This is a genomic window from Gammaproteobacteria bacterium (assembly GCA_013214945.1).
GTDB lineage: Bacteria > Pseudomonadota > Gammaproteobacteria > Enterobacterales > Psychrobiaceae > Psychrobium.
This window is the reverse complement of the sequence record JABSRT010000004.1, coordinates 178,993-205,104: the sequence shown is the minus strand read 5'-3', so window position 1 is coordinate 205,104 and position 26,112 is coordinate 178,993. Positions and strand designations below refer to the sequence as shown.

General features: G+C 42.6%; 27 protein-coding genes and 1 pseudogene. 14 read left to right on the top strand and 14 right to left on the bottom strand.

Going from position 1 to position 26,112, the window contains the following annotated elements; all coding sequences use genetic code 11:
* From HRU23_04160 to HRU23_04150, 3 genes are all read left to right on the top strand, one after another.
* Positions 1-600 (top strand): hypothetical protein, encoded by a 600-nt coding sequence (locus HRU23_04160; GenBank protein ID NRA53313.1) that lies wholly within the window; start codon positions 1-3, stop codon positions 598-600.
* Between the two features lie 41 nt (positions 601-641).
* On the top strand, positions 642-2,567 hold the full coding sequence (locus HRU23_04155) for a PAS domain-containing protein (GenBank protein ID NRA53312.1): 1,926 nt from the start codon (positions 642-644) through the stop codon (positions 2,565-2,567).
* 112 nt (positions 2,568-2,679) lie between these two features.
* Entirely contained in the window at positions 2,680-3,609 is a 930-nt protein-coding gene (locus HRU23_04150) for a M14 family metallocarboxypeptidase (GenBank protein NRA53311.1), read from the top strand.
* A gap of 73 nt (positions 3,610-3,682) precedes the next feature.
* Here the strand turns inward: HRU23_04150 and HRU23_04145 are convergent, their stop codons facing one another.
* The gene (locus HRU23_04145) at positions 3,683-4,603 is read right to left on the bottom strand and encodes an AEC family transporter (GenBank protein ID NRA53310.1); all 921 of its coding nucleotides are present in this window, start codon (positions 4,601-4,603) and stop codon (positions 3,683-3,685) included.
* A 270-nt stretch (positions 4,604-4,873) separates the two neighbouring features.
* On the opposite strand from HRU23_04145, the gene HRU23_04140 reads away from it, so the two are divergent.
* A complete protein-coding gene (locus HRU23_04140; protein ID NRA53309.1) occupies positions 4,874-5,317 on the top strand; it encodes a transcriptional repressor in 444 nt (147 codons plus the stop codon).
* Positions 5,318-5,351: 34 nt separating this feature from the next.
* Entirely contained in the window at positions 5,352-5,822 is a 471-nt protein-coding gene (locus HRU23_04135; protein NRA53308.1) for a chemotaxis protein CheX, read from the top strand.
* Between the two features lie 163 nt (positions 5,823-5,985).
* Here the strand turns inward: HRU23_04135 and HRU23_04130 are convergent, their stop codons facing one another.
* Positions 5,986-6,324 carry a P-II family nitrogen regulator gene (locus HRU23_04130; GenBank protein NRA53307.1) on the bottom strand — a complete coding sequence of 113 codons (339 nt, stop codon included), beginning with the start codon at positions 6,322-6,324 and terminating at the stop codon, positions 5,986-5,988.
* 267 nt (positions 6,325-6,591) lie between these two features.
* Between HRU23_04130 and HRU23_04125 the strand changes: the two genes are divergently transcribed.
* Genes HRU23_04125 through HRU23_04100 form a run of 6 tightly spaced genes read left to right on the top strand, consistent with a single transcriptional unit; the run spans position 6,592 to position 13,122 of the window.
* Positions 6,592-7,128 carry a type II transport protein GspH gene (locus HRU23_04125; GenBank protein ID NRA53306.1) on the top strand — a complete coding sequence of 179 codons (537 nt, stop codon included), beginning with the start codon at positions 6,592-6,594 and terminating at the stop codon, positions 7,126-7,128.
* Positions 7,119-7,601 carry a type IV pilus modification protein PilV gene (pilV, locus tag HRU23_04120; GenBank protein NRA53305.1) on the top strand — a complete coding sequence of 161 codons (483 nt, stop codon included), beginning with the start codon at positions 7,119-7,121 and terminating at the stop codon, positions 7,599-7,601. Before HRU23_04125 ends, pilV begins: the two co-directional genes overlap by 10 nt.
* 7 nt (positions 7,602-7,608) lie before the next feature.
* Positions 7,609-8,709 carry a PilW family protein gene (locus HRU23_04115; protein ID NRA53304.1) on the top strand — a complete coding sequence of 367 codons (1,101 nt, stop codon included), beginning with the start codon at positions 7,609-7,611 and terminating at the stop codon, positions 8,707-8,709.
* 3 nt (positions 8,710-8,712) lie between these two features.
* Positions 8,713-9,207, top strand: a complete 495-nt coding sequence (locus HRU23_04110) for a hypothetical protein (protein NRA53303.1) — start codon at positions 8,713-8,715, stop codon at positions 9,205-9,207.
* A gap of 12 nt (positions 9,208-9,219) precedes the next feature.
* Positions 9,220-12,687, top strand: coding sequence for a VWA domain-containing protein (locus tag HRU23_04105; protein ID NRA53302.1), 3,468 nt, complete (start codon positions 9,220-9,222; stop codon positions 12,685-12,687).
* 12 nt (positions 12,688-12,699) lie between these two features.
* Entirely contained in the window at positions 12,700-13,122 is a 423-nt protein-coding gene (locus tag HRU23_04100) for a type IV pilin protein (GenBank protein ID NRA53301.1), read from the top strand.
* A 283-nt stretch (positions 13,123-13,405) separates the two neighbouring features.
* Here HRU23_04100 and HRU23_04095 read toward each other — a convergent pair whose 3' ends face one another.
* The 7 genes from HRU23_04095 to lysC all read right to left on the bottom strand — a co-directional run bounded on the left by HRU23_04095 (position 13,406) and on the right by lysC (position 19,791).
* Positions 13,406-13,789 (bottom strand): YbaN family protein, encoded by a 384-nt coding sequence (locus HRU23_04095; protein NRA53300.1) that lies wholly within the window; start codon positions 13,787-13,789, stop codon positions 13,406-13,408.
* Positions 13,790-14,005: 216 nt separating this feature from the next.
* A complete protein-coding gene (locus HRU23_04090) occupies positions 14,006-14,299 on the bottom strand; it encodes an RNA-binding S4 domain-containing protein (protein NRA53299.1) in 294 nt (97 codons plus the stop codon).
* Positions 14,300-14,340: 41 nt separating this feature from the next.
* Entirely contained in the window at positions 14,341-15,459 is a 1,119-nt protein-coding gene (locus HRU23_04085) for a succinylglutamate desuccinylase/aspartoacylase family protein (protein NRA53298.1), read from the bottom strand.
* A 73-nt stretch (positions 15,460-15,532) separates the two neighbouring features.
* On the bottom strand, positions 15,533-16,735 hold the full coding sequence (locus HRU23_04080) for a PLP-dependent decarboxylase (protein ID NRA53297.1): 1,203 nt from the start codon (positions 16,733-16,735) through the stop codon (positions 15,533-15,535).
* Entirely contained in the window at positions 16,735-17,484 is a 750-nt protein-coding gene (locus tag HRU23_04075) for a 2,3,4,5-tetrahydropyridine-2,6-dicarboxylate N-succinyltransferase (GenBank protein ID NRA53296.1), read from the bottom strand. Before HRU23_04075 ends, HRU23_04080 begins: the two co-directional genes overlap by 1 nt.
* Before the next feature lie 19 nt (positions 17,485-17,503).
* The gene (locus HRU23_04070) at positions 17,504-18,394 is read right to left on the bottom strand and encodes a 4-hydroxy-tetrahydrodipicolinate synthase (GenBank protein ID NRA53295.1); all 891 of its coding nucleotides are present in this window, start codon (positions 18,392-18,394) and stop codon (positions 17,504-17,506) included.
* Positions 18,394-19,791: a lysine-sensitive aspartokinase 3 gene (gene lysC, locus HRU23_04065; protein NRA53294.1), complete on the bottom strand. Its 1,398-nt coding sequence runs from the start codon at positions 19,789-19,791 to the stop codon at positions 18,394-18,396. The genes HRU23_04070 and lysC overlap by 1 nt, the downstream gene beginning before the upstream one ends.
* 462 nt (positions 19,792-20,253) lie before the next feature.
* Between lysC and modF the strand changes: the two genes are divergently transcribed.
* Complete coding sequence (gene modF / locus HRU23_04060) at positions 20,254-21,687, top strand: molybdate ABC transporter ATP-binding protein ModF (GenBank protein NRA53293.1); 1,434 nt, start codon at positions 20,254-20,256, stop codon at positions 21,685-21,687.
* 19 nt (positions 21,688-21,706) lie between these two features.
* Positions 21,707-21,919, top strand: coding sequence for a DUF2970 domain-containing protein (locus tag HRU23_04055; GenBank protein ID NRA53292.1), 213 nt, complete (start codon positions 21,707-21,709; stop codon positions 21,917-21,919).
* A 48-nt stretch (positions 21,920-21,967) separates the two neighbouring features.
* Here HRU23_04055 and HRU23_04050 read toward each other — a convergent pair whose 3' ends face one another.
* From HRU23_04050 to HRU23_04040, 3 genes are read right to left on the bottom strand one after another with little or no spacing between them, the layout of a single operon-like run.
* On the bottom strand, positions 21,968-22,879 hold the full coding sequence (locus HRU23_04050) for a protoheme IX farnesyltransferase (GenBank protein NRA53291.1): 912 nt from the start codon (positions 22,877-22,879) through the stop codon (positions 21,968-21,970).
* Positions 22,880-22,931: 52 nt separating this feature from the next.
* Complete coding sequence (locus HRU23_04045) at positions 22,932-23,498, bottom strand: hypothetical protein (GenBank protein NRA53290.1); 567 nt, start codon at positions 23,496-23,498, stop codon at positions 22,932-22,934.
* Positions 23,476-24,255, bottom strand: a complete 780-nt coding sequence (locus tag HRU23_04040; GenBank protein ID NRA53289.1) for an SURF1 family protein — start codon at positions 24,253-24,255, stop codon at positions 23,476-23,478. The genes HRU23_04045 and HRU23_04040 overlap by 23 nt, the downstream gene beginning before the upstream one ends.
* A gap of 57 nt (positions 24,256-24,312) precedes the next feature.
* Between HRU23_04040 and HRU23_04035 the strand changes: the two genes are divergently transcribed.
* Positions 24,313-24,522 carry a DUF2909 domain-containing protein gene (locus HRU23_04035; protein NRA53288.1) on the top strand — a complete coding sequence of 70 codons (210 nt, stop codon included), beginning with the start codon at positions 24,313-24,315 and terminating at the stop codon, positions 24,520-24,522.
* 75 nt (positions 24,523-24,597) lie between these two features.
* Here HRU23_04035 and HRU23_04030 read toward each other — a convergent pair whose 3' ends face one another.
* Together HRU23_04030 and HRU23_04025 are read right to left on the bottom strand one after the other, a co-directional pair.
* Positions 24,598-25,473, bottom strand: coding sequence for a cytochrome c oxidase subunit 3 (locus HRU23_04030; protein NRA53287.1), 876 nt, complete (start codon positions 25,471-25,473; stop codon positions 24,598-24,600).
* Positions 25,470-26,112: pseudogene (locus tag HRU23_04025) on the bottom strand (cytochrome c oxidase assembly protein). The gene HRU23_04030 and the pseudogene HRU23_04025 overlap by 4 nt, the downstream one beginning before the upstream one ends.

Sequence of the window (26,112 nt, the reverse complement as noted above, 5' to 3'; positions counted from 1 at the left end):
ATGAAAATAATTATACTGTTTATACTGCTCTTTATTTTACAGCCACAGGCATACGGCCAAGCATACTGCTCGCTGCGCGATCCTGTTGCCCAAATAAGAGAACTGTATCCGCAAAAGACCAATCAATTATCCATTGTAAAAACAGTCGATGCCCATACTCGCAACCAAGTAAAACTCGCATTGCCTAGTAATGATCTGCACTTTAGTGAATTAGGCAGACACACCTTGTATGTGGTGATGAAAAATAGCCAAGCATTAGGCTATATACATGTCAGATCAGAACAAAGTAAATGGGGCTTAGTTGAAATAATATGGGCAATGGATAAGGACTTAAAAATAAAAGGCTTTGCTTGTCAACGCTGCCGCAGCCCTAATAGAAAAATGATTGAGAATGAACGTTTTAAAAACGTCTTCATTGGTAAAAACTTTCAAGATCTAAAAACACTGCTCAGTCATGATGGCGTCACTGCTAATAAGGTCTTGCTCGATAAAGCTAAAGACGCACCTGAACTAGCAAATGTCGTACTTAGAAGTGCACTAAAAACACTTTTAATTACCGATATATTGTGGGGAGAAGAGTTAAAAAGGTTTAATCAGTAGTGACTCCTCTGCGGGACTCTCTTTTAAACGGCGATTAAATAATGAAGATTTCTAATTGTAATCAGTTATTAGCAGTTTCAACCCTTTTATCGGCAATGATCATTTTTTCAACGCTATGGAGTCAATACCAAAAAGCAGAAGACATATCGCGTGCCCATTTTGAATCTCGACTCTTGGTGCAAACCATTGAACACATTTCAACCATGTCACAAGTTTGGTTAACCACCCAAGACCTGCTTTTTTCGGGGAAACAAACCTATTTAGCCCAGGGCATTAATGCGCAATCAGACCAGCTGATAAAAACACTGCGGACCCTTGAGGTGCAAGAAAAAAACAATAGTAGCGACAAGTTAGTACGACAGCTTATTAGTACTATCAAAGATAATGAGCTAATAATAAATTCTTTTGCACACCTGTCGATGTTAGATAATCAAACTTGGCAGGCCACTATCGCGCAGTCCGACATCTTAACGACCGATTATGTCGCTACATTTGAAAAATTATCAAACCAAGCATCACAGGAAAACACTTTTTTACATCAGACGTTATTAAGCGTTAACAGGCGTTTAACCAGCCTTACTTGGATAATAATCTCTTTGTACCTTATCCTCATTGTTTTGATTGTTACAGGGTTTAGCAAATATATTGTTAAGCCGATTGAAAACATTACCGCAGTAGCCCAACAGTCTAACGATGGCGCGAAAAGTGTCGAGTTTAGGCAGACCAATGCGCCGACAGAAATTATTGTCTTATCTGCTGCTATTCAATCTTTTACCCAGCGAATAACCATCGAAAAACAAAAAGCAGAACAAGAACGGCTTAATGTCAGCCACATCAATCAGCAGATAAATACCATAATGAATACTATTCCTTGCTCATTATTACTATTAAACAGCCAAGGGGTAATACAAGAGTGTAACCCACAAGCAAGTAAGTTGTTTTCAAGGAGAAAGGATCAAATCATTAATCAAAATATTGCTATTTTCTTGCCGGTGCTTGCGACGCTAGACGGTCAGTTTAATAGCCAAACGCTATTAACCAGCATGGAAGAGTCGTTACTGGCACCTGACTTTAAAAATCCCTACGTAGAATTCTCAGGGCAAAAGATCACGCTCAAAGAGTCCGTTAGTTATTTACTAACAATCAGCGATATCAATGAAAGAAAGCATAGCCAAAAAGCCTTATCAGCCCTTAATCAACAGCTGGTTAATGCTGAAAAGTTGGCGTCAATTGGACAATTGTCAGCTGGCATTGCCCATGAAATAAACAACCCTGTTGGCTATATTGACAGTAACCTTAATGTGCTGACCGACTATGTTAAATCTCTCACCGCATATATAAAGCTCGTTAATACCGTTGAACAAAATGGACCAGCTAAGACCTTCTATCAAGCACACGATTTAGATTATATTGTTAATGATATCGAGCCTTTAATTGCGGCATCATTGCAAGGTACAGCAAGGATCAATGTAATTATCAAAGATTTAGGTAATTATGCTCATGTTGATAGTGAAAACCCTGAGCCGATATGTATTGATAAGTTAATCAAGCAAAGCCTGACGCTGGTTGCCAATGAACTAAAATATAAAGTAAAAATTGTTACTTGTCTCAATGCAGAAGTTAACGTGATGGGTTTCCCTCAGAAATTACTCCAAGTGTTTATTAATATGCTGGTTAATGCATCTCATGCGATTAAAAATAGTGGTCAAATCTCAATTAAATCAAATATAGTCCAAGACGAAATAAATATTAGTTTTGAAGATAATGGCTCAGGGATCAGCCCAGCTGATTTAAAAAACATTTTCGATCCATTCTTTACCACTAAACCAGTCGGTAAAGGTACGGGCCTTGGGTTGCATATTGTTCGATCGATTATTGATGATCATAACGGCCGGATTGATGTTAGTTCAATTATCGGTAAAGGCAGTAAGTTCGACATTTACTTACCTATTTATAAAAACAATTAACACTTAACATTTAGCTCAAAGCCCCTTAATAATTTCCTAAAATTAATTAAAATCAATTAAACCAGCGGTTAGTGTAAACTCATATTTAACTTCGCAGCGTTAAGGTCGGTTTATGAAACAATCATCCAATTACCCAATTGGTACTTCTGGCAATCCATGGCAACAGCAACACCAAGCAACTTGGTTGAGCAACCAAAAGGTTAAACGGTCTTATCAAGCCGATGTAATAGCCAAGCTTAGTACCTTGCCAGATAATTTTGAGTTAATTCAATACGCCACGCTGGCATATCAGGAGCGGGACTATCCACTATTTGTCGTTAAAAGCGGTGACTGGCAAGCCAATAAACCGACCATATTAGTCACTGGTGGCGTCCATGGTTATGAAACAAGCGGTATTTTAGGTGCTATTAGCTTTATTAAAACGGCAGCCCCGCGATATGCTCAATACTTTAATATTGTCGTTGCGCCCTGTGTGAGTCCTTGGGGTTATGAAACGATTAATCGCTGGAACCCACAAGCAGTTGATCCAAATCGTTCATTTATTACTGACAGTCCAGCGCCAGAGGCCGCCGCGATTATGCAGTATATTGCTAGTCTTAATGTCGATCTGATTAGCCATATCGATTTGCACGAAACCACCAACACCGACAATAGTGAATTTAGGCCCGCTTTAGCCGCCAGAGATGGCAGCGAGCACGTTAATTGGAATATTCCTGACGGTTTTTATTTGGTCGGCGATACCAAAAATCCGGTCGCTGACTTTCAGCAAGCGATTATCGCGGCAGTACAAAAAGTAACTCACATTGCACCGGCCGATCACAACGGCCAGCTCATTGGAGTAGATACTAGTCAAATCGGAGTCATTAATTACGCCACCGCGGCATTAGGGCTATGTACAGGGTTTAGCAACAGCCGCTATAACACCACCACCGAAGTTTATCCCGACAGCCCGCAAGTTAATGAACAGCAATGTATTGCTGCCCAAGTCGCCGCGATTACTGGTGGTTTAAATTTCATTATTGAGCAATTAGAATTAGCTTAAATTAATCTTTTTACCTACATAGCAGGTAAATTAAATATATAACACGTTAGTGCGATTGCTAATATAACGACCTTCAATAATAACTAATCAGTTCGATAACTGCCGCCATTGTCACCAGCGAAAGCAGTGTTTGAACGGTTATAATCGATGACATTAACCGAACGTCGCCACCAAGCTGTCGGGCCAAAACAAAGGCCGATGGCGCCGTTGGCATCGCCGCAAAGATAACAACTACGCTTAACGATAATGCATCTAGCCCCATGATAACGCCAATGCCAAAGGTTATTAATGGCAGCAACAGTAACTTAAAAACCGCCGCGACCAACAATTCATTTTTACGCTGCTGCCACCCGCGCAATTCGAGGCCGACACCTACCGATAACAAGCCCATCGGCAAGGCGGCTGAGCTCAAAATTTGTAATGTTTTATCAATAAATAGTGGCACACTTAGGCCAGTGACATTGACCATTGCGCCAATAAAACAAGCAACAATTAACGGATTACTAATAATTGACTTGGCCAGTCCTTTAATTGATAAAGTATTATCATTGCCATAGATAGCAAATACCGTGATACAAATTATATTGAGTAATGGAATAGCAATTGTAATTAGCAATGCAGATAAAATTAGGCCTTCATCACCAAATAAAGAAGCACTTAAGGCTAAAAAGACATAAGTATTAAAGCGGATCCCACCTTGCATCACCGAGGTAAAAGAAGCGCCTGCCATAGCCATTTTTTTATTAATTAAGATTAAACCTAGGGCCGCGATACAAATAGCCAAGGTGCCAGTTAGCACAAAACTTGCGCCATCAATTGCATTTAACTGTGCCTGAGACAGCTTAAAGACCAATAATGAGGGCATTAAAACATAATAGGTCAGCTTGTCAGCACTGGGCCAAAAACCATCATTGGGAAATTTGTTTTTTCTAAAAAAATAACCAATAAATATCAGTAAAAATATTGGTAATAGCGCCGCTGTAATATGGTTCAATTCAATCGTCCTTTTCATCACCGCTTAACGGCTCAGTAATAAATAACATTCCAGATATTCATCTGGCTCAACACAACAAGATAAGACAACAAATAAAACCTTACCTTGCTGTAGTCACGGTTTAATGTCTGCCACTAAATTAAAGATAAATAATACTAAAAACAAGCTGTATGCGCCTTAAACAGCCGAAAAACCTAACATATTTAAGAGAAACAGTTATCAAACTCAACTTTTGATGTTAAGGTATTGGGAATTACGAAAAGACAAAAAGTGGTATCAGTGACTAATACATTACTCAATAGAGCACAAGCCCTATGCGACGTTCGAGGTGCACGTTTTACTGCAACTCGTCGTAAGGTATTAAACTTGATGCTAGAACACGCCGGGGCAATTAGCGCTTACGATTTATTAGATAGCCTTCGTGCGACAGATCCATCGGCTAAGCCCCCGACAGTATATCGGGCTTTAGACTTTCTATTAGAACAACATTTCATTCACCGTGTTGAATCTCAAAATGCATTTATTGCTTGCAACGATTTTTCTGATGATCATCAACTTCAGTTATATATTTGTGAAAAATGTCATGATGTTCAGGAAGTTCACTCTCAACAAATACTGCAATCAATTTACGATCAAGCAAGAATGAATGATTTTGAAGTAAAAAGCCAAACAGTAGAAGCTTTTGGACTTTGTCATCAATGTCGGCTCGATTGATTGCCAATAATAATTTAAAGGATTTTATTTCGATATGAACGCTGAATTTATTAACCCATTCTTAGATTCGCTAATGAATGTGCTAGAAACAATGGCATCAACCAAGTTAAAACCAGGCAAGCCAATGTTGAAAAAAGGCTCATTAGCACACGGTGATGTTTCTGGTTTAATAGGTATGGTCGGTCCAAATACTAAAGGTTCATTGTCAATTTCATTTGATGAACCTCTTGCTTTGGCTATTATGCAAGGCATGCTCGGGGAAAACCCAGGCAAGCTTAATGAAGAAGTGACCGATATGGTTGGTGAAATAACTAACATGGTAGCGGGTGGCGCGAAAAACCTGTTAGGCCAAAAAGGCTATGACTTTAACATGGCAACGCCAATTGTAGTCTCTGGTAAAGATCATAATATTACCCACCAGTTTGACGGCCCTAAGATTATGATCCCGTTCAGTGCTGAACACGGCAAAGCTGTGATTGAAATTTGTTTTGCAAAAACCCCGTAAAAATATAACGACCAAGACACCAGCTATTATTTATTGGTGTCTTTGAATTCCTTTTCTTGCCAGTTATCCATTAAATCAACCTAATATAATACATCAGCGCCACCTATAAAAAACGACGCATCAAGCGCCGTAAATAATGATCATCTATTGAATGCACATGGTACTAAATCGCGTCTTCGTTTTCTTCGCTGGTTCTAATTCTAATGACTCGCTCAATATTGGTCACAAATATTTTACCATCACCAATCTTTCCGGTATGAGCAGCGGCTAAAATAACTTCAATGCAGCGATCGAGAGCCTCATCGTCGATCACAATTTCAAGTTTAACCTTAGGTAAAAAGTCAACCATATATTCTGCACCACGGTATAACTCGGTATGACCTTTTTGACGTCCGAATCCTTTCACTTCTGATACAGTCATGCCCGTCACGTCAATCTCGGCTAATGCTTCACGAACATCATCAAGCTTAAAAGGTTTAATGATTGCTTCTACTTTTTTCATGTGTGCGCCTTAATATTTAACTCAATGAGCATAATTGTAACACTTCAACTTTCAAACACCTTACAAATTTATCTATCAATCTGTGCGAAAGTAATCGCTCAATAAAACAGCTCGCCTCTAGGGGGGCGTTCAGTTATCATACAATATGGTTGATTAAGCGCATTTAATACTTCAGTAGTTTTTTATTGGTTTTCATTAAGATATAAAGCCATGGGACATATCTTTAAGCAGTATTGATATGATTTTGTTAGAGCAACAGAGTTTATCATGAGTCGACAAATCTATTTTGCTAAAACAGCAGGAATCACGCTAATAGAGCTGTTAGTCGCCATTGCCATTATGGGCATTGCACTAGGTATTGGTATGCCTGCAATAAGTACCATGGCCAACGATAACTCATTAACGACTACTTACAATCAAACCGTCAGCTTAACAGCCTACGCACGTAGCCAAGCAAGCAAAAGAAATAGTCAACGCATTACCTTGTGTAAATCTACCGACAGCAAAAACTGTTCCGATGCCACTGCTGGTTTTAAATTGATTGTCTTTGTCGACGGTAACACCATGGGCCAGGTCGACGGCGACGATATTTTATTAAAAGAAATTCAAATCGACAATACCAGAATCAAGCTTAAATTTAACCAGTTTGATAACAATAGAATTGTATTCCTAAGCAGTGGCAAACCGCAATCAACAGGTAATATTATGATTTGTGACGCTCGAAACGCTCCAGTTCATGGCATTATTATGAACATAAGCGGCCAAGTAAGAAAAGCCTCTGCAGGAGAGAGCTCATGCGGCTAGCAAATTCCTCACCAAGATTTACCACGGGACAACTACGTTCATTGGGTTTTAGCTTACTTGAGGTGCTCATTGCTGTCTCTATTTTAGCGGTCGCAATGCTGGGCATTGCAGCCATGCAATTGATGAGTATAAAAGATAATCGTGACGCCTATTTTCGCTCGCAAGCCGTTTTATTAAGCCAAGACATGGCCGAACGTATGCGCAGTAATAAATCGCAAATATCAGCCTACAATGGTATCAATACTAACACCAGTTACAGTGACCCAGGCTGTTCGCCATGTACACCGACCCAGATTGTGAGCCTTGATAAATATGAATGGAGCAAAAAAATAAAATCCACGACTAATATGACACAATTAATCCCCAGCGCCCAAGGCACTGTAACTGAGTCGGCTGGTATTTATACCATCTCAGTTAGCTGGCAAGCTGACGCTGCCACGGCCAGCACTTATAGCATCCGACTCGCGATATAGGTTTAAAATGACAAAAAAACACCAATACCAGAATAGTATGCTGCAACAGGGATTCAGTTTAATTGAATTAATGATTGCGCTAACGCTTAGTACAGTGGTTATTGGCAGTGTCTTTTCTGCTTTTTTTAATGCTAAGCAAACCGATCGCTTAGCGCACTCTTTATCGCGTTTACAGGAAAGTGGCCGCTTTAGTCTTGATTACCTCGCCCGTGAGATACGGATGACTGGTTACCTCGGCTGCGCCACCGCAGCGGGGGTCAATCTAAATATTAATGCCGTCAACGCGCCAGCAGGCGGCTTGTTAGGTAATGAGCTAATAGGTTACGAAGCTCCAGCGACCAGTTGGTGGAGTACAACTCAATACGATATTAGTGGCACCCTTGAGATCCGTACACCAAAGCTGGGCAGTGATATTATTAATATTAAACGCGCCACGCGGATCGACGGCACATTAACCGGCAATTTAACCCAAAATAATGCCAACATAACGACTTCTGGTGATGTTACTGAGTATGTTCAAAACAATGATCTGGTATTAATCTCAGACTGTGTCAACGCCGACTTGTTTGCCGCCACCAATGTCACCATTACCAGTGGAGAAACACTGATTGTTCATGCTGTAGGAACTGATGGCAACACTGTTCCACAGCTTGCTAACATTTACGATGACCAAGCCAGCCTCTATCAATTTAGCTCAATCAGCTACTTTGTTTCTGATACTGGCCGTGACAATAGTCGTGGCGAGCCGATATATGCGCTCTATCAAGCCAATGAAACCTTTGACGCCGCCGAGTTTAACAGCCAAGAAATTGTTGAAGGGGTCGAGAGCATGCAAATTCTGTATGGCGAGCGCAGCACCAACGGTAACATTGATTTTGTTAAAGCAAGCGATGTTGGCACATGGGCTGATGTCACGACGATAAAGATAGCATTAATGCTCACCAGCAATGATAGTGTTAGGCAGTCTTACGATACCAATAGCTATGAACTGCTCGATGTGACTAGTGCTAATACCAATGCTGGCTCTACTGCCAGTGTAAACACTCACAGTGAAGACAAGCGGCTGCGTCAAATATTCACCAGCAGTACCGTGCTCAGGAATAGGTGATTCATGCTAAATAAACAACCAACAACAATCAAAAAACAACAAGGCGCTGCGCTTATCGTTTGTTTAGTGGTATTGCTCATTATTACCATTCTTGCCGCATCAGGCATCACTAGCGCTTCACTACAACAAAAAATGGCGGCCAATATTCAACAACAAAATGAAACGTTTCAAGCCACTGAAAGCGGCATAGCTCTGTTAATGAACCTTGTCACAGGCAACGCTGTTACAGCAGGCAACTCTCAGCTGCTGTCCGACGCCTTAAGTTCACCAGCAACCACCATTTCATTTAGCAACGGTTTAAGCCGCACCAGTGGCAATATTATCGATGTATCAACCAGTGTTAATTACCTGTCGAACATGACCACAGCCATTGGTAACTCTATTGATGCCGACGAAAGTTCAACCATCATTTCCGGCCACCGCTTTATTGTCACTGGTGAATCAACCATGCCATCGGGTGCAACAACCCGGATTGAACTCGGCTTACAATACGATTAACGGAGCACTACAATGACCAAATTTCGACATAAAATATGGATGTTTGCTCTGGGATTACTTCTGCCAGGATTGTCATCGCTGCCGGCAAGCGCCGACGATACCGAAGTATTATTTTCTGCTGGCACCAAACCTAACGTTTTGTTCATTCTTGATAGCTCAGGCTCAATGGTGACTCATGATGAGAGTGGGTTTTCTCGATTACAACGGATGAAAGACGCGTTGCACTCATTGATTAGCACCTCAGAAAACATGAATATTTCAATGATGCAATTTAACACGGATGGTGGCACTGTTATTTACCCGTTCAGTGATTTAAATACAACGGTGGCGGCTCACACGATTAATGGGCTATCTCGCAGTGTGATTGAGTTTACCGATGATGCCGTCGAGTCAAGCTCGGGCAGTGTCTCTTCTTTAGATAAAGAGACACTGCCCATAAAAGACGCCAAGACAATAGGTTTACGGTTTAACAACATTACTATTCCCAAAGATCATGCTATCACAGCTGCCCACCTTGTGCTGACAGCAAAAGATTACCACGAGGGCACTGCTAATGCCGAGATTACAGCACAAGACAGTGCTAATCCGGTAAAATTTGCAAGGGTTGATGATAATATTAGCGGCCGCACATCAACAACGGCATCGGTCGTATGGAATTTTTCTACTTGGAACTTAAACTCCCAATACACATCCCCTGATATAACGTCAATCATTACCGAATTAGTCACCCGTAGCGATTGGGCTAGTGGCAACAGCATGGTGATAAAGTTAAGACATACCCAAGGCACCAGAAAAGCTTATGCTCAATATGACTGGGCTGGCACCCCGCCAAAACTCGTTATCCAAACAGCCGCCATCACGATGCCAGAAAGGACCGCTGGAGAGGCAATACTTGATACAATAGATCTAATTCACCCCGCTGGCTCAACGCCAATTGTCAACGCCTTGTATGAAGGTGTTCGCTACCTTATGGGGGAAACCGTCGATATTGGCTTATCACGCGGCGATACTTCGTCTTGGTCTAAACGATTTGCCCGACTCTCCCACCCAGGTTCATATACCAATGGTGTTCCTAAGGTGGTTTCTACTTGTAATAGCTATGATCTGAACTCAAAGACCTGCTACGCAGAAGAAATCCTCAACGAGGGAGTCAATAGCCCGACCTATATTTCGCCAATCTCCGAGACCTGTCAGGCCGATAATAACTTTGTGATATTACTGACCGATGGTCAGGCAACAGGTAATAACCCAAAAGAAACTGCGATTGAGAGTTTAACGGGTGGCACCTGCTCTGGTAGTGGCGACAATAGGTGTGGCACTACGATAGCACGCTTTATTCGGACCGGTGATTTACGCACAGATATAACCTCAGCGACTAACAGCGGTAAACTTTATACTATCGGCTTTAACCACACTGATACCTGGCTTGAGAGTCTCGCCAATGATAACAACGGCGGTGGCGGTTACCACACAGCCAGTACATCAGCAGGGCTGCTAACAACTTTTAATACTATTTTCGCCAATATTCTCGATGTTAATACAACTTTTACTGCAGCGGGGATCTCGGTCAATAGTTTCAACAAACTAACTCATAATAATGAATTGTACTTTTCCTTGTTCAAACCAAGCAAACAGACTCAATGGGATGGTAATTTAAAACGTTACGAGTTAAATAACTCAGGGAAAATAGTTGATTCAGCTGGCAACTTAGCGGTCAACGATAGTACGGGATATTTCAACGCCGACTCAAGAAGCTTTTGGTCGACCCTCGATGATGGTGACGAAGTAGGGAATGGCGGTGTTGCAAGCAACCTCGAAGGCACCAGTCGAAAAGTATATACCTACCTTGGCAGCAGTCGCACACTGTCAAACACCAGTAACCTAGTAGAAACAAATAATAGCAATTTAACCAAGGCGATGTTTGGTTTAGCAGCTGACGCAACAACTGCTGAGCTAACAGAACTCATTAATTTTACCCGTGGTTTAAACACCGCTGGCACAAATAGCCGCCTGCAACTATTTGACCCGCTCCACTCCATTGCATTTACTGTCACCTATGGTAGTGACGCTTCAACCGCTGAAAATTTAGTTTTTTTTGGCGATAATCAAGGCATGCTCCATGCGATTGATAGCAGTGATGGCAAAGAGAAATGGGCTTTTATTCCACAAGAGTTATTAGGTAAGCAAGCAACATTAATGGCCAACGGCGAGCATACCACCAGCGGTCATGTTTATGGTCTAGACGGTAATATCACCGGCTCAGTTATCGATGGTAAAAAATACCTTTATGTTGGCATGCGCCGCGGCGGACGCAGTTATTATGCGTTTGATATCACCAGCCAAACTGAACCTAAGTTGGTGTGGCAAATTACCGGTGGTGACGGTAATTTTAAAGAGCTTGGCCAAAGCTGGTCAAAGCCAATCAAAACGAAAGTAAAAATCGGCAGCACCATTAAAGATGTGTTAATTTTTGCTGGGGGTTACGACGAAGCGCAAGACAACAAACTAATCCGCTCTGCTGACTCTATGGGCCGCGCTATATACATTGTCGATGCAGTAACGGGTGCCAGATTATGGTGGGCTAGTGGTAGCAGTATTAGAGACGCCAGCAATAGTTTTGCGACCGAACGACTAAGCGATATGTTGTACAGCTTTGCTTCAGACATTAAGGTTATTGACCTTGATGACGACGGTTTGGCCGATCAAATGTATGTCGGCGATACCGGCGGGCAGTTATGGCGCTTTGATATTACTAATGGCAATGGTGCATCAACACTGATTGATGGGTTAGTACTTGCTGATATCAATGGCGACACAGCGGCGACCAATCGGCGTTTTTATCATACCCCTGATCTCTCAATGTTCGACGATGAGACCTTGGCTGTTGCGATAGGATCTGGTTATCAGGCCCACCCATTAAATACCACAATTGAAGACAATTTCTATTTGATAAAAACGCCGATGGCCGTACCATCAAGCTACAATAGTCTGCAGCACAGTCCGCTCAACTTAATGAACGTAACCAGCAGTGACGACAGCAACGACGTATTCACCGCTATCGATCACAGCGTTTTAATCACCAAAAATGGTTGGTATATCGAATTAAAAGCCAATCAAGGTGAAAAGGTGTTAGCACCAAGTCGGACTGCTGAAAATGAAATTTGGTTTACGACGTTCGAACCAAAACCTCAAACCATCGCCTGTACTGTAGTGCCCGGTTTATCAAGGTTATATCGAGTTAATTATTTTGATGGCTCTCCCGCGTATGACGACACCATACCTGACTCTTCAGCTCAAGCATGCAGTGATAGTGGCGTTGATTGCTCTATAGATGACAGATCGATAGAGCTAAAAACCCCGTCGTTACCGACCGAACCCGTAATTTTAAAAATTCACGGTAAAAAGATGATCGCAGTTGGAAGAGAAATTCAGCAATTTGGAATTGTTGATGCAACCACCATTTACTGGACAGATAATTAATAAGGATTAATGATGCGACCTAACCGACAAAACGGAATCACCTTAATTGAATTGTTGATTGTTATTGCAATAATTGGCATTTTATCCACAATCGTTTATCCAAATTATAAAAGCTCGGTCGTTAAAACCAATCGTGCCCAAGCTAAAATTGCTTTAGAAGGACTGGCTGGCGCGATGGAGCGTTATTATAGTGAAAATAATAGCTATGCCGGCGCTAAATTTAGCTCCGCTGGTGGCTCAATTCCCCTTTCAACCAAGGTGCCACGAGACGGCACGAGTAAATATTACGTGTTAACCATTGTCAGTGCAGCGGCTCAAAGCTATTCATTAAAAGCTACAGCACAATCGGATTCGCCACAAGCTGGCGATGGCGATTTAACCCTAAGCCATACTGGAGCAAGGAAATGGGGCACTCAAAATAGCTGGCAAGATTAAGCCGAATAGTAATACTATTACACCTAAATAGATGATCATTTATCACGGTTAAAACTAATCAAAATGGTAAAATAAAAGTTATGTTCTAGACTGAATCTAAGATTAATATTTTGGTAAGGGATAGAACAGATGGATTTTATTTACTATTTGGTAGTGGGGTTATTACTAATCATTGCGATGAATTATGTGTTGTTGGGTGAATATTTCCAATACCATTGTAATTCAGAGTCTGTCTGCCAGCTGACCAGTAATAAAGTATCTTATAACTTACTCGATAGATAACTTACTCGATAGATAGCTTAGCTTTGGCTTGCACAGGTGTTGATTTCAGCGTTGGCCGAGTTAATAAGTAACAAGAAACGCAACAAGCGATAGCAATCATCAGTAGCTTAGCCCAGAAGAAATCAACAAAGAAAATCACCGAACTACCAATCGACAGCCACAACAACGCTATCGTGGTACATTTCACTTTTAGTGGCAAACCGCGACCACTGCGGTAATTTTGAATATACGAGCCAAACCAACGGTGATTAATCAGCCACTGGTAAAATTTATCTGAACTTTTGGCAAAACAGCTGGCAGACAGCAATAAAAAAGGCGTGGTTGGCAATAAGGGCAGGACAATACCAATAACACCTAAAATCAGTGATATCACCCCGATCGTCATCAAACTATAACGTTTAAAACTTCCCACTGCTGACACCCGCTTTGGTTAATAGCCATAAACCTAAGCTAACGATAAGCTTAACAAGTTGCAAGTCTAATTATCTTGACCTTGGCAAGCGCATTATAATCTAGATATTGGCGCATGTTTCGCAAACACCCCCCAATATCTCTGAAATTTTGTCCATTTATTTCAAACGCTCTTGCCGTGTAATCTTGACTAGCTTTCTTGAATAACGACACTCACTTTAAGTACCTGACCAAGAAATTCTACTTCGTCGCCGTTATACACTTTTTTGCGTTTACGTGTTTCAATTAAGCCGTTTAACAACACTTCGCCATTGGCGATGCGGACTTTAGCTTCGCCACCGCCTTCCACTAAATTCTCAATTTTTAGAATTTTGTACAGCTCAATCGGCTCAACATTGACTTCAACAATAACAACCTGGTCTTTAGACGCGGGTTGTGTTGTCGCTGGGCCTTTTACTTTTTTATTGCGACTTCCAATAGCCATAATTATTCACTCAAAAATTATATTGGCGCAAGCTTAACGGCTTAACGCGATAAAGTGAAATAATTGGTCAACAATTTATAAATTTCTGTGCCCTGATTAACGCTGGCCGAGGCAAAATGTAAAACCGGAATACAGTTTTCTAATGCTGGAGTCACCTCAACCACATCATCTTGGTCGTAACGATCCATGCGAAGCGTTCGCACTAACGGCTCGCCCGCTTTAACCTGTTGCCCTAAAGGCGCCAAGTATTCAACCAGACCACTTTTGTTGGCATAAACGGTGCGATAGTCTTTTAAATCACAGCCATAGCGAGTCATTTCGGTAGGCTCGAAACTGCCTTTTTTTATCACACGATGATGACTAAGGTAGCTAAGAATACTGTGACTATCTCGCTTGGCTTCCTCAAGACATAACCATTCTTGCGAACCTAACTCAAGTGTAAAGGCCTTGACCGCAACCTCGATTGCTCGACCTTGATCGCTGTACGCCTGCTGTAATTGCCACCACGGGCAAAAACAAGCTTCGTCGAGCGCACCGTCAAAATCACGCGGAATAAATAACACATGCGGGATATCAAATAATACTGCGCTATCTTTGGTGTACTCGGGGCAATAAAGGTGACGTGAAGAAATTGGCCCGGTATGTAAATCAAGCACAATATCGGCCTCGAATGCCATGCGCTGTAGCTTCGCGCACAAGAACCGCCCAGTAGTGACACCATATGGGTTGTTAAATCGTTGCTGCTCAAGATCGGCAATAATCAGTGCTCGGAACTGACTAACGATTTCACTCATGCTTAAATCTGGATTTTGCTGCGCAAACTGTTGCGGTAGTTGCGCATTAAAATGATAACCGCGGTTCCAGTTATCACCCGTAATGGGATCAAATCGACCTAAAGTAAACTCGCCACTTTTTTGATTGCTGCCAATCGGATTAGCTAACGGCACCAAGGTGATGTCACCGTAACAATCGAGCTGCTTTAATTGCTCTAACAACTGAAATATTACCGCATTACCTTGAACTTCGGCGCCGTGCATATTTGCCTGAATGTAGACACTAGGGCCATTGCCCTGCCCTTTAATCGAATAAACAGGCACGGTCATCGCCTGACCATTAGCCATGTGGGTAACTTCTACTTCAGACGAAATAATTTGTGACATTAACAAAACCTTACAATGAATAACTTAACTTATTGTTTAAAACAAAAAACCAGCTCCTAAGAGCTGGTCTGGCTTAGCATAAATACGATGAAGCCGGCTGGGACGCACGAATAATTTCAAACTGCCCCCCCTGATAAACCACTTCTGCCGGTAACGCGTGACACAAGAAAAACGGCATCGCTTCAGTGAAACCATAGGCACCACATTGCGAGAACATCAGCGTGTCATCAACCTTAACATCTTGCGGCAAATCAAGCTCACCTAACTTATCTAAACTGGTACACAGCGGGCCGTGCAAGTGAAACGGCTGTTGCTTAACTTTTGATGAACGTAACAGCTGCACCGGAAAAGGTTGTTCGGTAATTGCTGGGCGCAATAAATGATTAATGCCGCCTTCTAAAACCAGTAACTCTTGCTGGTAATTCGTTTTTCGGTCAACCACATTGGTTAGGTAATGACCATACTCACCAACCGCAAAGCGGCCAAGCTCAAGCCACAGTTCATTAACACCAGCGCTGTGTTTAATCTCGGTTAATGCTGCCACAAGTTGTGACCAGTCAAGCGATGGCTCGTCGGCACAATAAGGAATGCCAAGTCCACCACCTAAATCCAACACTTTTAGCTCAAATTTCAATTGCTGAGCCAAATCGGTTAATGGCTTAATCATTTGCTGCCATAAACGGATTAACTTTAACGGATCGAGCATATTGCCCCATTGAAAGATATGTAATCCAACCACATCAAGCTCAGGGTAGTCTGCTAAATCGATTTGAGACCATTCATCGGTGCCCAAACCAAAAGGGGTTAAGCTGTTGCCACCAAGGGGATTATTGTCACCTTCGTCGAAACGTAGCTGAACCCGCAGTAATACTTGTGGCGTAAACTCAACCGCTGCTGCCAATTGATTAAGCAATACCAGCTGATTGACGCTTTCAACCACATAAGTATTAACCCCACGCTCAAGAAAATGCGTTAACTGAGCACGTGATTTGGCAGGGCCAGTATTTAAGATCCGCTGTGCACTAACCCCTTGGGCCAATACCTGCTCTAATTCACCTAAACTTGCGACATCAAAGTTCATGCCGTTATCATCAAGCGTTTGGATAACGCGCGATAACGGATTGGCTTTAACCGCAAACCACAGCTTAATTTGTTCGTTTTTCAAACTTGCAATATGGCTAGCTAAAGCGTCAATGTCGTAGACGAAAAAAGGCGCAGCTTGCTCGCCGGCGAACGTCTGTAATTTAGTGCGAAATTCGCCAGTGACCGCTCTCATTATCTTAACGCCTGTTCCAGTTCGAGTGCCGCATCACTCTGACCATCACGGTACTTAATGATAATTGGACAAAACATTGTTAAGCCATGCTGCTTAGCCCATTCACTTTGAATTGGTCGCGTGCCAGGAATAACAATCGCATTACGTGGAATAGGCTGGCCTTTGGCTAACATCACTTCATTAACACAGTCATACACAGGAACCGAAGCCGACAAGGTGACACCCGGAGCTAATACTGCACCTTCTTTAACAACCACGCCTTCAACCAAGATACAACCAGCACTAATAAATGCATTATCTTCAACCACAACCGGGCTAGCACCAATTGGCTCTAATACGCCGCCAATTTGAACGCCGGCAGAAATATGAACATTTTTACCAATTTGAGCACATGAACCAACCAATGCATTCGAGTCAATCATGGTGCCGCTATCAACATAAGCGCCAACATTAATGTAAGCTGGCGGCATAATGATAACGCCAGGCGCAACATAGCTACCACGACGAACCGATGAGCCGCCCGGCACTAGACGCACCTTATCTTGCGGGGTAAATTGACGCGGTGCTAAATTGTGCTTATCGACAAAACCCTGATACTGACCTTCAAAGCTAATATTCTCACCCGCTTTAAAAGCTTCTAAAATTGCTTTTTTAACGTCAACATTTGCGTGCCAGTTACCTTCGCTGTCTTGCGTCGCCGCACGTAATTCACCAACTTCTAATAATTCAAAAACTTGTTGCCAATTCATTGTAATAAACCTATTTATGTTATTGCTGTGAAAACCACTGTTCAATTTTGGTGTTGGCCTCAATTAGGGCCTGATGCTGCGTTAACTCATGATGAGTTAGCGGCATCCGTAAATCAGGATGTTTAATTAGCTGCTGCTGATGCATCAGTATTTTTACTGGGATCGGATTAGCGACACTAAATAATGGCGCAATTGATGCTTGCCACAGTGCCAAATCGTCAACCATGTTGGTTGCTAAACACTGATTAACATACAGTCGGGTCGCTTGCGGCCAAGCGTTAGCACAAACTGAGACTAAACCTGCGGCACCAAGCGCTGAAAATTCGGCTAACATTGCGTCTTCGCCACTAAAAATAGCGATTGAAGGCAATGCTTGTTTAAAATCATTAAAGGTGACACCGCTGCCGCTGGCCTCTTTGACTGACCAAAAGTTAGGATGGTCAGCTAAGTTTGCTAGCGCGTCGAGTGACAAGTCGACACCGGCGCGCGAAGGCACGTTATAGATCATGCAAGGAAACTGACTGCGCTCAAGTAAAGCGCGGAACCATTGTTCTTGGCCTTTAGGGCCAGGTTTAGCGTAAAGCGGCGCGGCCAATAAATAGCTATCGATCGGCAGCTGGTTACAAAACTCAATCCACCCCAGCTGATGCTCAAGGTTATAACCACCAATAGCGACCATTAACGGCGCGTCAGGGCTGTGATTACAAGCAAAGCGGACAATCTCTTGCTGCTCGTCATTGGTTAAAGCCAGCCCTTCACCCGTACTACCAAGTAATAAAATACCATTACCGGCGGCAGCTTGTTGATCGAGCAAGTCTGCCAACGCATTATAATCAACACCGCTACTTCCATTAAATGGGGTAACGAGTGCCGTCCATAGTGGGTACTGAGATAAATCGAAACGAGGCATTACGCCGCTCCTTGATTGTTAAGGGTAAACATTTGGTCGTGTAAACGACTAACGACATCGGATGCCACGTCATCAGCAACCAAAAAACATAAATTATGCTGACTAGCACCATGACAAATTAAACGGACGTTAACATCACCTAGCGCGCTAAATAAGCGAGCGCCAACACCATCACACCGATCAATTTTATTGCCCACTAAGGCCACCAGCGCTAAGTTTTCTTCTACCGTCACTTCACAAACCTGATTCAGTTCAGCCAGTAATTCATCACTAAGTAATGCTCGGCCACTGGAATCACTACCGGTACTATCAAGCGTTAAGGCAATACTAATTTCAGAAGTGGTGACCAGATCAACACTGAGGTTATGCTTGGCTAAAAGAGTAAATACGCGCGCGAGAAAACCCGGTGCTTGCAACATTTCCATGCTGGTCACCGTGACCAACGTTTGATTACGGCGCAGCGCTATCGCACGGTAAACCGGCTTATTTTCAGTTTGATTGCGCACCATAGTGCCGCCCGCATCAGGTTCGCGTGACGAACCGACAAACACCGGAATATTTTTGCGCATCGCAGGAATAAGGGTTGATGGGTGTAAAACCTTAGCGCCAAATGTTGCTAACTCTGCCGCTTCGTTAAAGCTGATTTCAGTTAGGGCTCTGGCTTGATCGGTAATGCGGGGGTCAGTAGTAAAGATGCCGGTAACATCAGTCCAAATATTAATTTGCACCGCGTCGAGCGCTTCGCCAATTAATGCCGCCGAGTAGTCACTGCCACCGCGACCAAGCGTGGTGGTGGTGCCACTGGCATCAGCCCCAATAAAGCCTTGGGTCACAACAATGTTATTTTCTAATAATGGCTGTAACCGTTGCTGAACTAGAGGTAATATTTCGGCAACTTGGGGCAATGCTTTACCAAAGTTCGAGTCAGTTCTTAAGATGTCTCGCACATCAAAAAACATCGCTGGTGCGCCTTTGGCCAGTAATACCTGAGTAAACAAGGTTGATGACAGGCGTTCGCCGAACGACAATAATGTATCGGTTAATTGCGTACTAGGTTGCGCGGCAATCGCGTCGCTAATGTCACTCAGCTGAGCTAATAAATGATTAACTTGCTCTAAAACCTGCGAATTTAGGTTTAAATGAGCAATGATGTTCTGTTGAATTTTTTCAATGTTGTTGATAGCTTGCTGGCGCTGCTGTGGGTTTAACTGGCCAGTGCTTAATTCAACCAGCAAGTTGGTGACACCGCTAGACGCACTAACAACGACGACACAGGTTTGCGGACAGTTAATAACAATATTGGCGCACCGCTCCATCGCTTGAAAATCAGCAAGACTGGTGCCACCAAATTTGGCGACTATCGGCGAAGAAGTTGGAACATGTGTCAAGTTGGTCATAATCTCTCTCGAACGTTTAATGTTGAGAGAACTTGAGGCATTTGAATATCGGCTAGAGTCAGTGCTCTGGTCGATTACAAAGACCAGAAGCTCTCCACCTAATAGGTGACAATCTTTAAGGATTCAGCCTTAAAAACCAAAATGATGATTATTCCAAAAATCACAATCTCTCGGCGCTAGTCCCCCTCACTGTCAGTCTTCGAGATTTGGCTCTCTCATAACAGCTACCTGGCTAACGCTCCTCTTCTGGCCTTTCTCTGTCGGTAGCAGTTACACCGCACCAACAGTACTAGAAAGGACAGCGCTATTAAATCATTGGCTCGACCATGGCGTCAAGTAGTAATTTAATTTAAATTTGTTCAGTTTTAAATCGCAACACAGCGACGTTTTGCCGATAGAAAAACGCCAGCGTTAGCGTTATGCTTAAGAAAAACATATATAAATCATAAATCGGTGTCTGCTGTGCTTGTTTCAAACCTTACCCTGACCAACAAAAATCAACTGCTGTTACAGATCGACCATCTGACGTTAGCGGCCAATCAATCGATGCTTATCTGTGGCGATAATGCCAGTGGCAAGTCATTATTAGCTCAGGTAATTTCAGGTGATATAGCAACAGAGCCTGGCCAAGTTGTTACACCTGAACATATCGCTAGTGTCAGCTTTGCGCTTGAGAATAATTTGTTGTCACAAGATCGCCATAACGACGATAGCGAAGCGGTCGATGGTGGCATCGATTGGGGTCGCAGCGCCCGTGACATGATAGGTAGCAGTATCATCGTGGATCAAATAATCGAACTATTGCAAATAGCGCCATTATTGGATAAACCTTTTAAGATTTTATCAACTGGCGAAACCCGTAAAGTATTGCTTGCTCAGGCCTTAGTAAAACAACCCGATTTGTTGATTTTAGACGAGCCTTACGCGGGACTCGATATCGCCTCTCAGCAGCATTTAACCAAGGTGTTAGAACAGCTTATCAAGCAAGGCACTAGCATTATATTAATCGATTTTTATCATGACGAATTACCAAAAAATATCGAAAACATTGTGTTAATGGCACAAGGAAAAATAATCCTTAATGATCGGCGTGCTCAGGTTTTAAATTCACCCCTTTGGCAGCAAGCCAATCAACATAAAATCAACTTGCCTCATCACCTGCCCGACTGTTATAACTACCAACATTTGGCTGATGACCAGCCATTTATTGAAATAAACGATTTAAATATTTCATATGAAGACAACCAAGTCTTTAGCGGCTTAAATTGGTCTTTTAAACCCGGCCAGCATTGGCGTTTGGCTGGCCCTAATGGCTGTGGCAAGTCAACCTTGCTTGGCTTAATAAATGGTGACAATCCTAAAGCCTATGGCAAAGATATTAGCTTATTTGGCCGCAAACGAGGTAGCGGTGAAACCGTGTGGGATATTAAACGTCATTATGGTTTAGTCAGCGCTCAGTTACATCGTGATTACCGTGCTAGCTGTTCGGTATTAGGGGTAGTTATTTCTGGCTTTTTCGACAGTATTGGCTTGTATGAAACACCGAGCGAACATCAAATAGAAATCGCCAAGCAATGGCTGGCATTACTGGCGATTGAATGTCCTGACAACGCGCCGTTTTCGACCCTGTCTTATGGGGAGCAACGCTTAGTACTGATTGCCCGTGCGGTGGTAAAACTGCCGTTAATTCTCATTTTAGATGAGCCCTGTTTAGGATTAGATAATCATAACCGCGCCCAAGTCTTGGCACTGATTGATTATATTACTCGTCACAGTAACACTCATATTTTATTTGTTAGCCACGATGCTCGAGATAAGTTAAGTTGTTTAAGTCATCAGCTAACTTTTGAACCCGTTGATGATCATTATCAGATTAGCCAATCGCGCTTAACATAGCGCAACAGTGGAGTAACTCATGAGCAAGCCAGACCACAAACCGCTTCGATTATCTCAAATCATTACGAGTGTGTTTGCTGCCATGCTTGGGGTGCAAAGTGACAAAAATCGCCAGCGTGACTTCCAAGCTGGCGATCCTAAACACTACATTATTATTGGTATTGTGATCGCGATGTTACTGGTCTTTGGCCTGATTGCTCTAGTAAATTTAGTGCTGGCTAACGCCAGCTGAAATACTTAGTAACTTAGTAACTTAGTAACTTAGTAACTTAGTAACCTATTAAACGAAAAAGTAATGATCAAGCAACAAAATATTAAACAACAACATTAAGTGATAAATTGAATACCTAAACACCGCCATTGGCGAACGTTTTTCAGGTGTATATTTGAGCTGCCACGCAACATAGAAAAAGCCCCAGTTAAGCGCACTTGAACCAATAAAATATATCCAGCCAGACATTCCGGTTAAAAACGGCAATAAACCTACCGCCATTAATAATACGGTATAAAGCAAAATCATTGTTTTGGTAAATTCAATGCCGTGAGTCACCGGTAACATCGGCAAGCCAGTTTTTTTATAATCGTCACAGCGGTCAATCGCCAGTGCCCAAAAGTGCGGTGGGGTCCAAGTAAAAATGATCATTACTAATAATAAAGCGTTAGGGTCAAACTGCCCGGTCATGGCGGTCCAGCCCAATAATGGTGGCGCGGCACCGGCGATGCCGCCAATGACGATATTTTGTGGCGTCGCTCGTTTGAGCCACAAGGTATAAACCACCGCATAACCTAACATACTGGCCAAGGTCAATAATGCGGTTAATGGATTAATCAATGTCCACAATATCAGCATGCCAAGCACGGCCAAAACGGTGCCAAAAACTAATGCATGCTTGAGTGTTACTTTGCCCTGCGGAATAGGTCGGCGCTTGGTTCGCGCCATCTTGCAATCGATATTATGATCGATGCAATGATTAAATACCGCGCCAGACGACGCCAACAACCCAATACCCAAACAGCTAATAAGCACCTGAGATAATGCCGGTATTTCAGGGGTAGCCAAACACATGCCAACGACAGCTGTCAGTAACAACAACATGATTACCTTGGGTTTAGTCAGCTGATAATAGGCACGGAAAACGTCAGCTATGCTCAAACCTTGCGTCATATAATTATGAGATGGTGAATCTATCATTATGCGCTCCAAAGATAGGTATTATAAGGTCAGTTAAAGCTGGAAATTCAGCCTAACCAATTCGAGATAATTTAAGTAACTGTTTAATATCGAGCAACAAATCGTGCGCGACCACTAAGGATTGCTGTTTATTATCTGGAAACTCAAATGACATCACTAAGTTGCCTTGCGGATCAACAATAATAGCCCGTTGATCATGTGGAAATTGTTGGTCAGCACTGGTATTAATAAGCTGAACCAGTTGCTGATTAATAAAATCAGGCATAACATCATTACTTTTAATATCAACGGGCTTATTATCGGTCGCTAACACCACCGCCACACGATCTTGTAACCGCCCCAGCGCCTGCCATGTTTGCTGCAAATAGCCTAAACGTTGATAACAACGATCATCACAACCGCCATTGGCGATATATAACAATTGCCAGCGACCCGCGATTGGATTGGCTATCGTTAAGCTTTGATAACTAACCGCCTCTGTTAACAGCTGACCACCATGGGTGGTTACTTCACCGCGAAAACCACTGCTGAGCAGTAATTTAGCCAGAATAATTGGTAGGGCAAAGGCTAAAAACAGCCAAATAAGTTGTTTGCTATTACGTTTTTTGGTCGCAGACATCCAGATCTCTCCTAAAGTTTCGATAAAACAAGCCACTTAAGCCGACTAAGGTAATTGCTAAGGCAAACCATTGCATCGCATAACCTAGGTGTTTCTCAACCGACATATTGATCCATAACCACTTTTTTTTGTAACCGAGTTCAAACGAAGGATCAAGTCGTAAAATTGCCGGAAAAACCTTGGCGTTATCAATTTTAAGCTGCAGCAGTTTGGCCATTTCATTAGGTTTAATTTGACCAATAATTTGCGGCCAATTGCCATTGCTTACCGTATCAAAAGCGTAGGGGTTATCTTTAGGTTGGTGTAAATTACCGGTTACCGCTAGTTTACCGCTCCAGCGTTGTAATGGTGGTAGCTGGTCCCTAAAGCCGGTTGAAGCGACCCAACCTAAATTAACCAACACTAACTGGCGGCTAACATCGCCAGGAACCAATGGCACAATTAACAATGGCACGATAACCTGATAACCAACCCGCCCCATATGGGTTACGTTATCGAGTAAAAAGGTATATTGATGCTGCAAATAACCCGTTGCTATCACCGGTAACTGACTCAAATCTGCTGGTGTATTAGCTTGTTCAAACAACAACTCAACTGGCTGGTGAGGCAAGACTAAGCGCGCTGAAACCTGAGCTAAGTATTGACGCTTTTGCTGCGCCCTATCGAGCTGCCACAGCCCAAGTTTAATTAAAACTACCGCTACCACGGCGATAAAAACAACTGAAACAATAGTGATTGCCTTAACATTTTTTATCATATAGCCTCAATAATAGTGGCAAATAAATCAGCAAAAATACTTTAAGGTGAGCACAAGATGAGCATTATAAAAATTTTCATTATTGCACTCTTTCTGGTTGTTTTTGTCAGCCTGTTTCAGGCGGTCAGGATCATGAGCAATCCAAGTTCAACCAAAAAAATGAGCCAGTTTCTCGGTCGTCGATTATTAATCTCGGTCGTAATATTCATGCTTATCTTACTGGCATTAGGTTTAGGATTTATTAGCCCTAACCCACGTCCTTATTAATATCAATTCCGATAATTAACTGATCATTCTTAACGGTTAAAACTAATTTAACGGAATTGGTATAAAAACGAATCATCACAAAATATAAACAAAGAAAAACAAGCCTAACCAAACCACATCGACAAAATGCCAATACCAACAGCTCGCTTGAAATGCAAAATGGTTCTCTGGACTAAAATGCCCTTTCAATACTCGCAGTAACATCACCAGCAGCATGATAGTACCAATAGTGACATGCATGCCGTGAAAGCCCGTTAAGATGAAAAAGGTATTACCATAAACTCCCGCGCTTAATGTCAGCCCCATGTGTCGATAGGCCTCAACATATTCTTGCACTTGAAAAAACAAAAAACTGGTGCCAAGCAATACCGTAATAAATAACATCAGCTTAAGCTGCTTACGATTGCCTTGCTCTAAACCGATGTGGGCAAAGTGTAAAGTAACCGACGAGGTCAATAAAATAATGGTATTAAGTAACGGCAAACCTTGCCAGCCCATTGCTTGGGTGGTGTCGCCTGCGGGTGTGACAATTAATGGCCAAATAGCTTCAAACTCCGGCCACAATACCAGTCCAGTCATTACATTGTTTGAGCCACCGGCGAGCCAAAAGGTCGAAATGTTGCGGACATAAAATAATGCGCCAAAAAAAGCGACAAAAAACATCACTTCTGAAAAAATAAACCAACTCATGCCCTGTCGAAAAGATCGGTCCATTTGAGCGCTATAGAGCCCGGCTTGCGACTCGTTAATAACATCATTAAACCAGCCAAACATCATCGCGACAATCACGCCAATTCCCACGGTTAAAATCCAACTGCCACTTGATGACTCACTGCCCATTTGCTGGACCATCGTGCCGGCACCAACAGCGATTAACAGCAGGCCGATCGCCCCTATAATTGGCCAATAACTTTGGGTTGGCACATAATAAACTGTTGTTTTTTCGGTCATGTTAGGCTCCTCTTATTCTTGCTACGGCTACATAGCAGCATGTTCTGGATGCTCGGCGTGTTCTGTGTGCTCAGCGTATTCGACATTGCTTGGTGTTGCTTGAGCGCTTGGCAGTTGGGTTACATCAAATAATGCATAGGACAATGTCAGCGTATGGATGTCTTTAGGAATGTCTGGCGAAATAAAAAAAACCAAACCCATTTCTGTTCGCTGTCCTGCTTTAAGCGGTTGTTGTGTGAAACAAAAACATTCGGTTTTATTAAGATAACTTGCAGCAAGACCCGGCGATACTGATGGCACAGCCTGTCCGACAATAGTTCGGTTTGATAAGTTATGTGCATTGAATTTAACCACCTTATTTTCGCCAGGATGAACGTCAACATAATTGATCGCAGGTGAAAAATCCCACGCCATGCCAGGGGGCACCGACGTCATAAATTGCAACCGCACAGTCCGTGTTTTATCAATCTTCATACTTTGTGCTGGCGCCTTAGTAATATTACGACCATTAAGACCTGTTATTTGGCAAAACACATCGTAAAGCGGTACCAAAGCAAAACCAAAACCAAACATCAATACAATCGCCGTGCTCAATTTTACAATGAGCCGCTGATTCTTTTTCTCTAATAATTGGCTCAT

Coding starts and splice junctions, on each gene's coding strand:
- HRU23_04160 (NRA53313.1), top strand. CDS start 1: ATGAAAATAATTATACTGTTTATACTGCTCTTTATTTTACAGCCACAG.
- HRU23_04155 (NRA53312.1), top strand. CDS start 642: ATGAAGATTTCTAATTGTAATCAGTTATTAGCAGTTTCAACCCTTTTA.
- HRU23_04150 (NRA53311.1), top strand. CDS start 2,680: ATGAAACAATCATCCAATTACCCAATTGGTACTTCTGGCAATCCATGG.
- HRU23_04135 (NRA53308.1), top strand. CDS start 5,352: ATGAACGCTGAATTTATTAACCCATTCTTAGATTCGCTAATGAATGTG.
- HRU23_04130 (NRA53307.1), bottom strand. CDS start 6,324: ATGAAAAAAGTAGAAGCAATCATTAAACCTTTTAAGCTTGATGATGTT.
- HRU23_04125 (NRA53306.1), top strand. CDS start 6,592: ATGAGTCGACAAATCTATTTTGCTAAAACAGCAGGAATCACGCTAATA.
- pilV (NRA53305.1), top strand. CDS start 7,119: ATGCGGCTAGCAAATTCCTCACCAAGATTTACCACGGGACAACTACGT.
- HRU23_04115 (NRA53304.1), top strand. CDS start 7,609: ATGACAAAAAAACACCAATACCAGAATAGTATGCTGCAACAGGGATTC.
- HRU23_04110 (NRA53303.1), top strand. CDS start 8,713: ATGCTAAATAAACAACCAACAACAATCAAAAAACAACAAGGCGCTGCG.
- HRU23_04105 (NRA53302.1), top strand. CDS start 9,220: ATGACCAAATTTCGACATAAAATATGGATGTTTGCTCTGGGATTACTT.
- HRU23_04100 (NRA53301.1), top strand. CDS start 12,700: ATGCGACCTAACCGACAAAACGGAATCACCTTAATTGAATTGTTGATT.
- HRU23_04095 (NRA53300.1), bottom strand. CDS start 13,789: ATGACGATCGGGGTGATATCACTGATTTTAGGTGTTATTGGTATTGTC.
- HRU23_04090 (NRA53299.1), bottom strand. CDS start 14,299: ATGGCTATTGGAAGTCGCAATAAAAAAGTAAAAGGCCCAGCGACAACA.
- HRU23_04085 (NRA53298.1), bottom strand. CDS start 15,459: ATGTCACAAATTATTTCGTCTGAAGTAGAAGTTACCCACATGGCTAAT.
- HRU23_04080 (NRA53297.1), bottom strand. CDS start 16,735: ATGAGAGCGGTCACTGGCGAATTTCGCACTAAATTACAGACGTTCGCC.
- HRU23_04075 (NRA53296.1), bottom strand. CDS start 17,484: ATGAATTGGCAACAAGTTTTTGAATTATTAGAAGTTGGTGAATTACGT.
- HRU23_04070 (NRA53295.1), bottom strand. CDS start 18,394: ATGCCTCGTTTCGATTTATCTCAGTACCCACTATGGACGGCACTCGTT.
- lysC (NRA53294.1), bottom strand. CDS start 19,791: ATGACCAACTTGACACATGTTCCAACTTCTTCGCCGATAGTCGCCAAA.
- HRU23_04055 (NRA53292.1), top strand. CDS start 21,707: ATGAGCAAGCCAGACCACAAACCGCTTCGATTATCTCAAATCATTACG.
- HRU23_04050 (NRA53291.1), bottom strand. CDS start 22,879: ATGATAGATTCACCATCTCATAATTATATGACGCAAGGTTTGAGCATA.
- HRU23_04045 (NRA53290.1), bottom strand. CDS start 23,498: ATGTCTGCGACCAAAAAACGTAATAGCAAACAACTTATTTGGCTGTTT.
- HRU23_04040 (NRA53289.1), bottom strand. CDS start 24,255: ATGATAAAAAATGTTAAGGCAATCACTATTGTTTCAGTTGTTTTTATC.
- HRU23_04035 (NRA53288.1), top strand. CDS start 24,313: ATGAGCATTATAAAAATTTTCATTATTGCACTCTTTCTGGTTGTTTTT.
- HRU23_04030 (NRA53287.1), bottom strand. CDS start 25,473: ATGACCGAAAAAACAACAGTTTATTATGTGCCAACCCAAAGTTATTGG.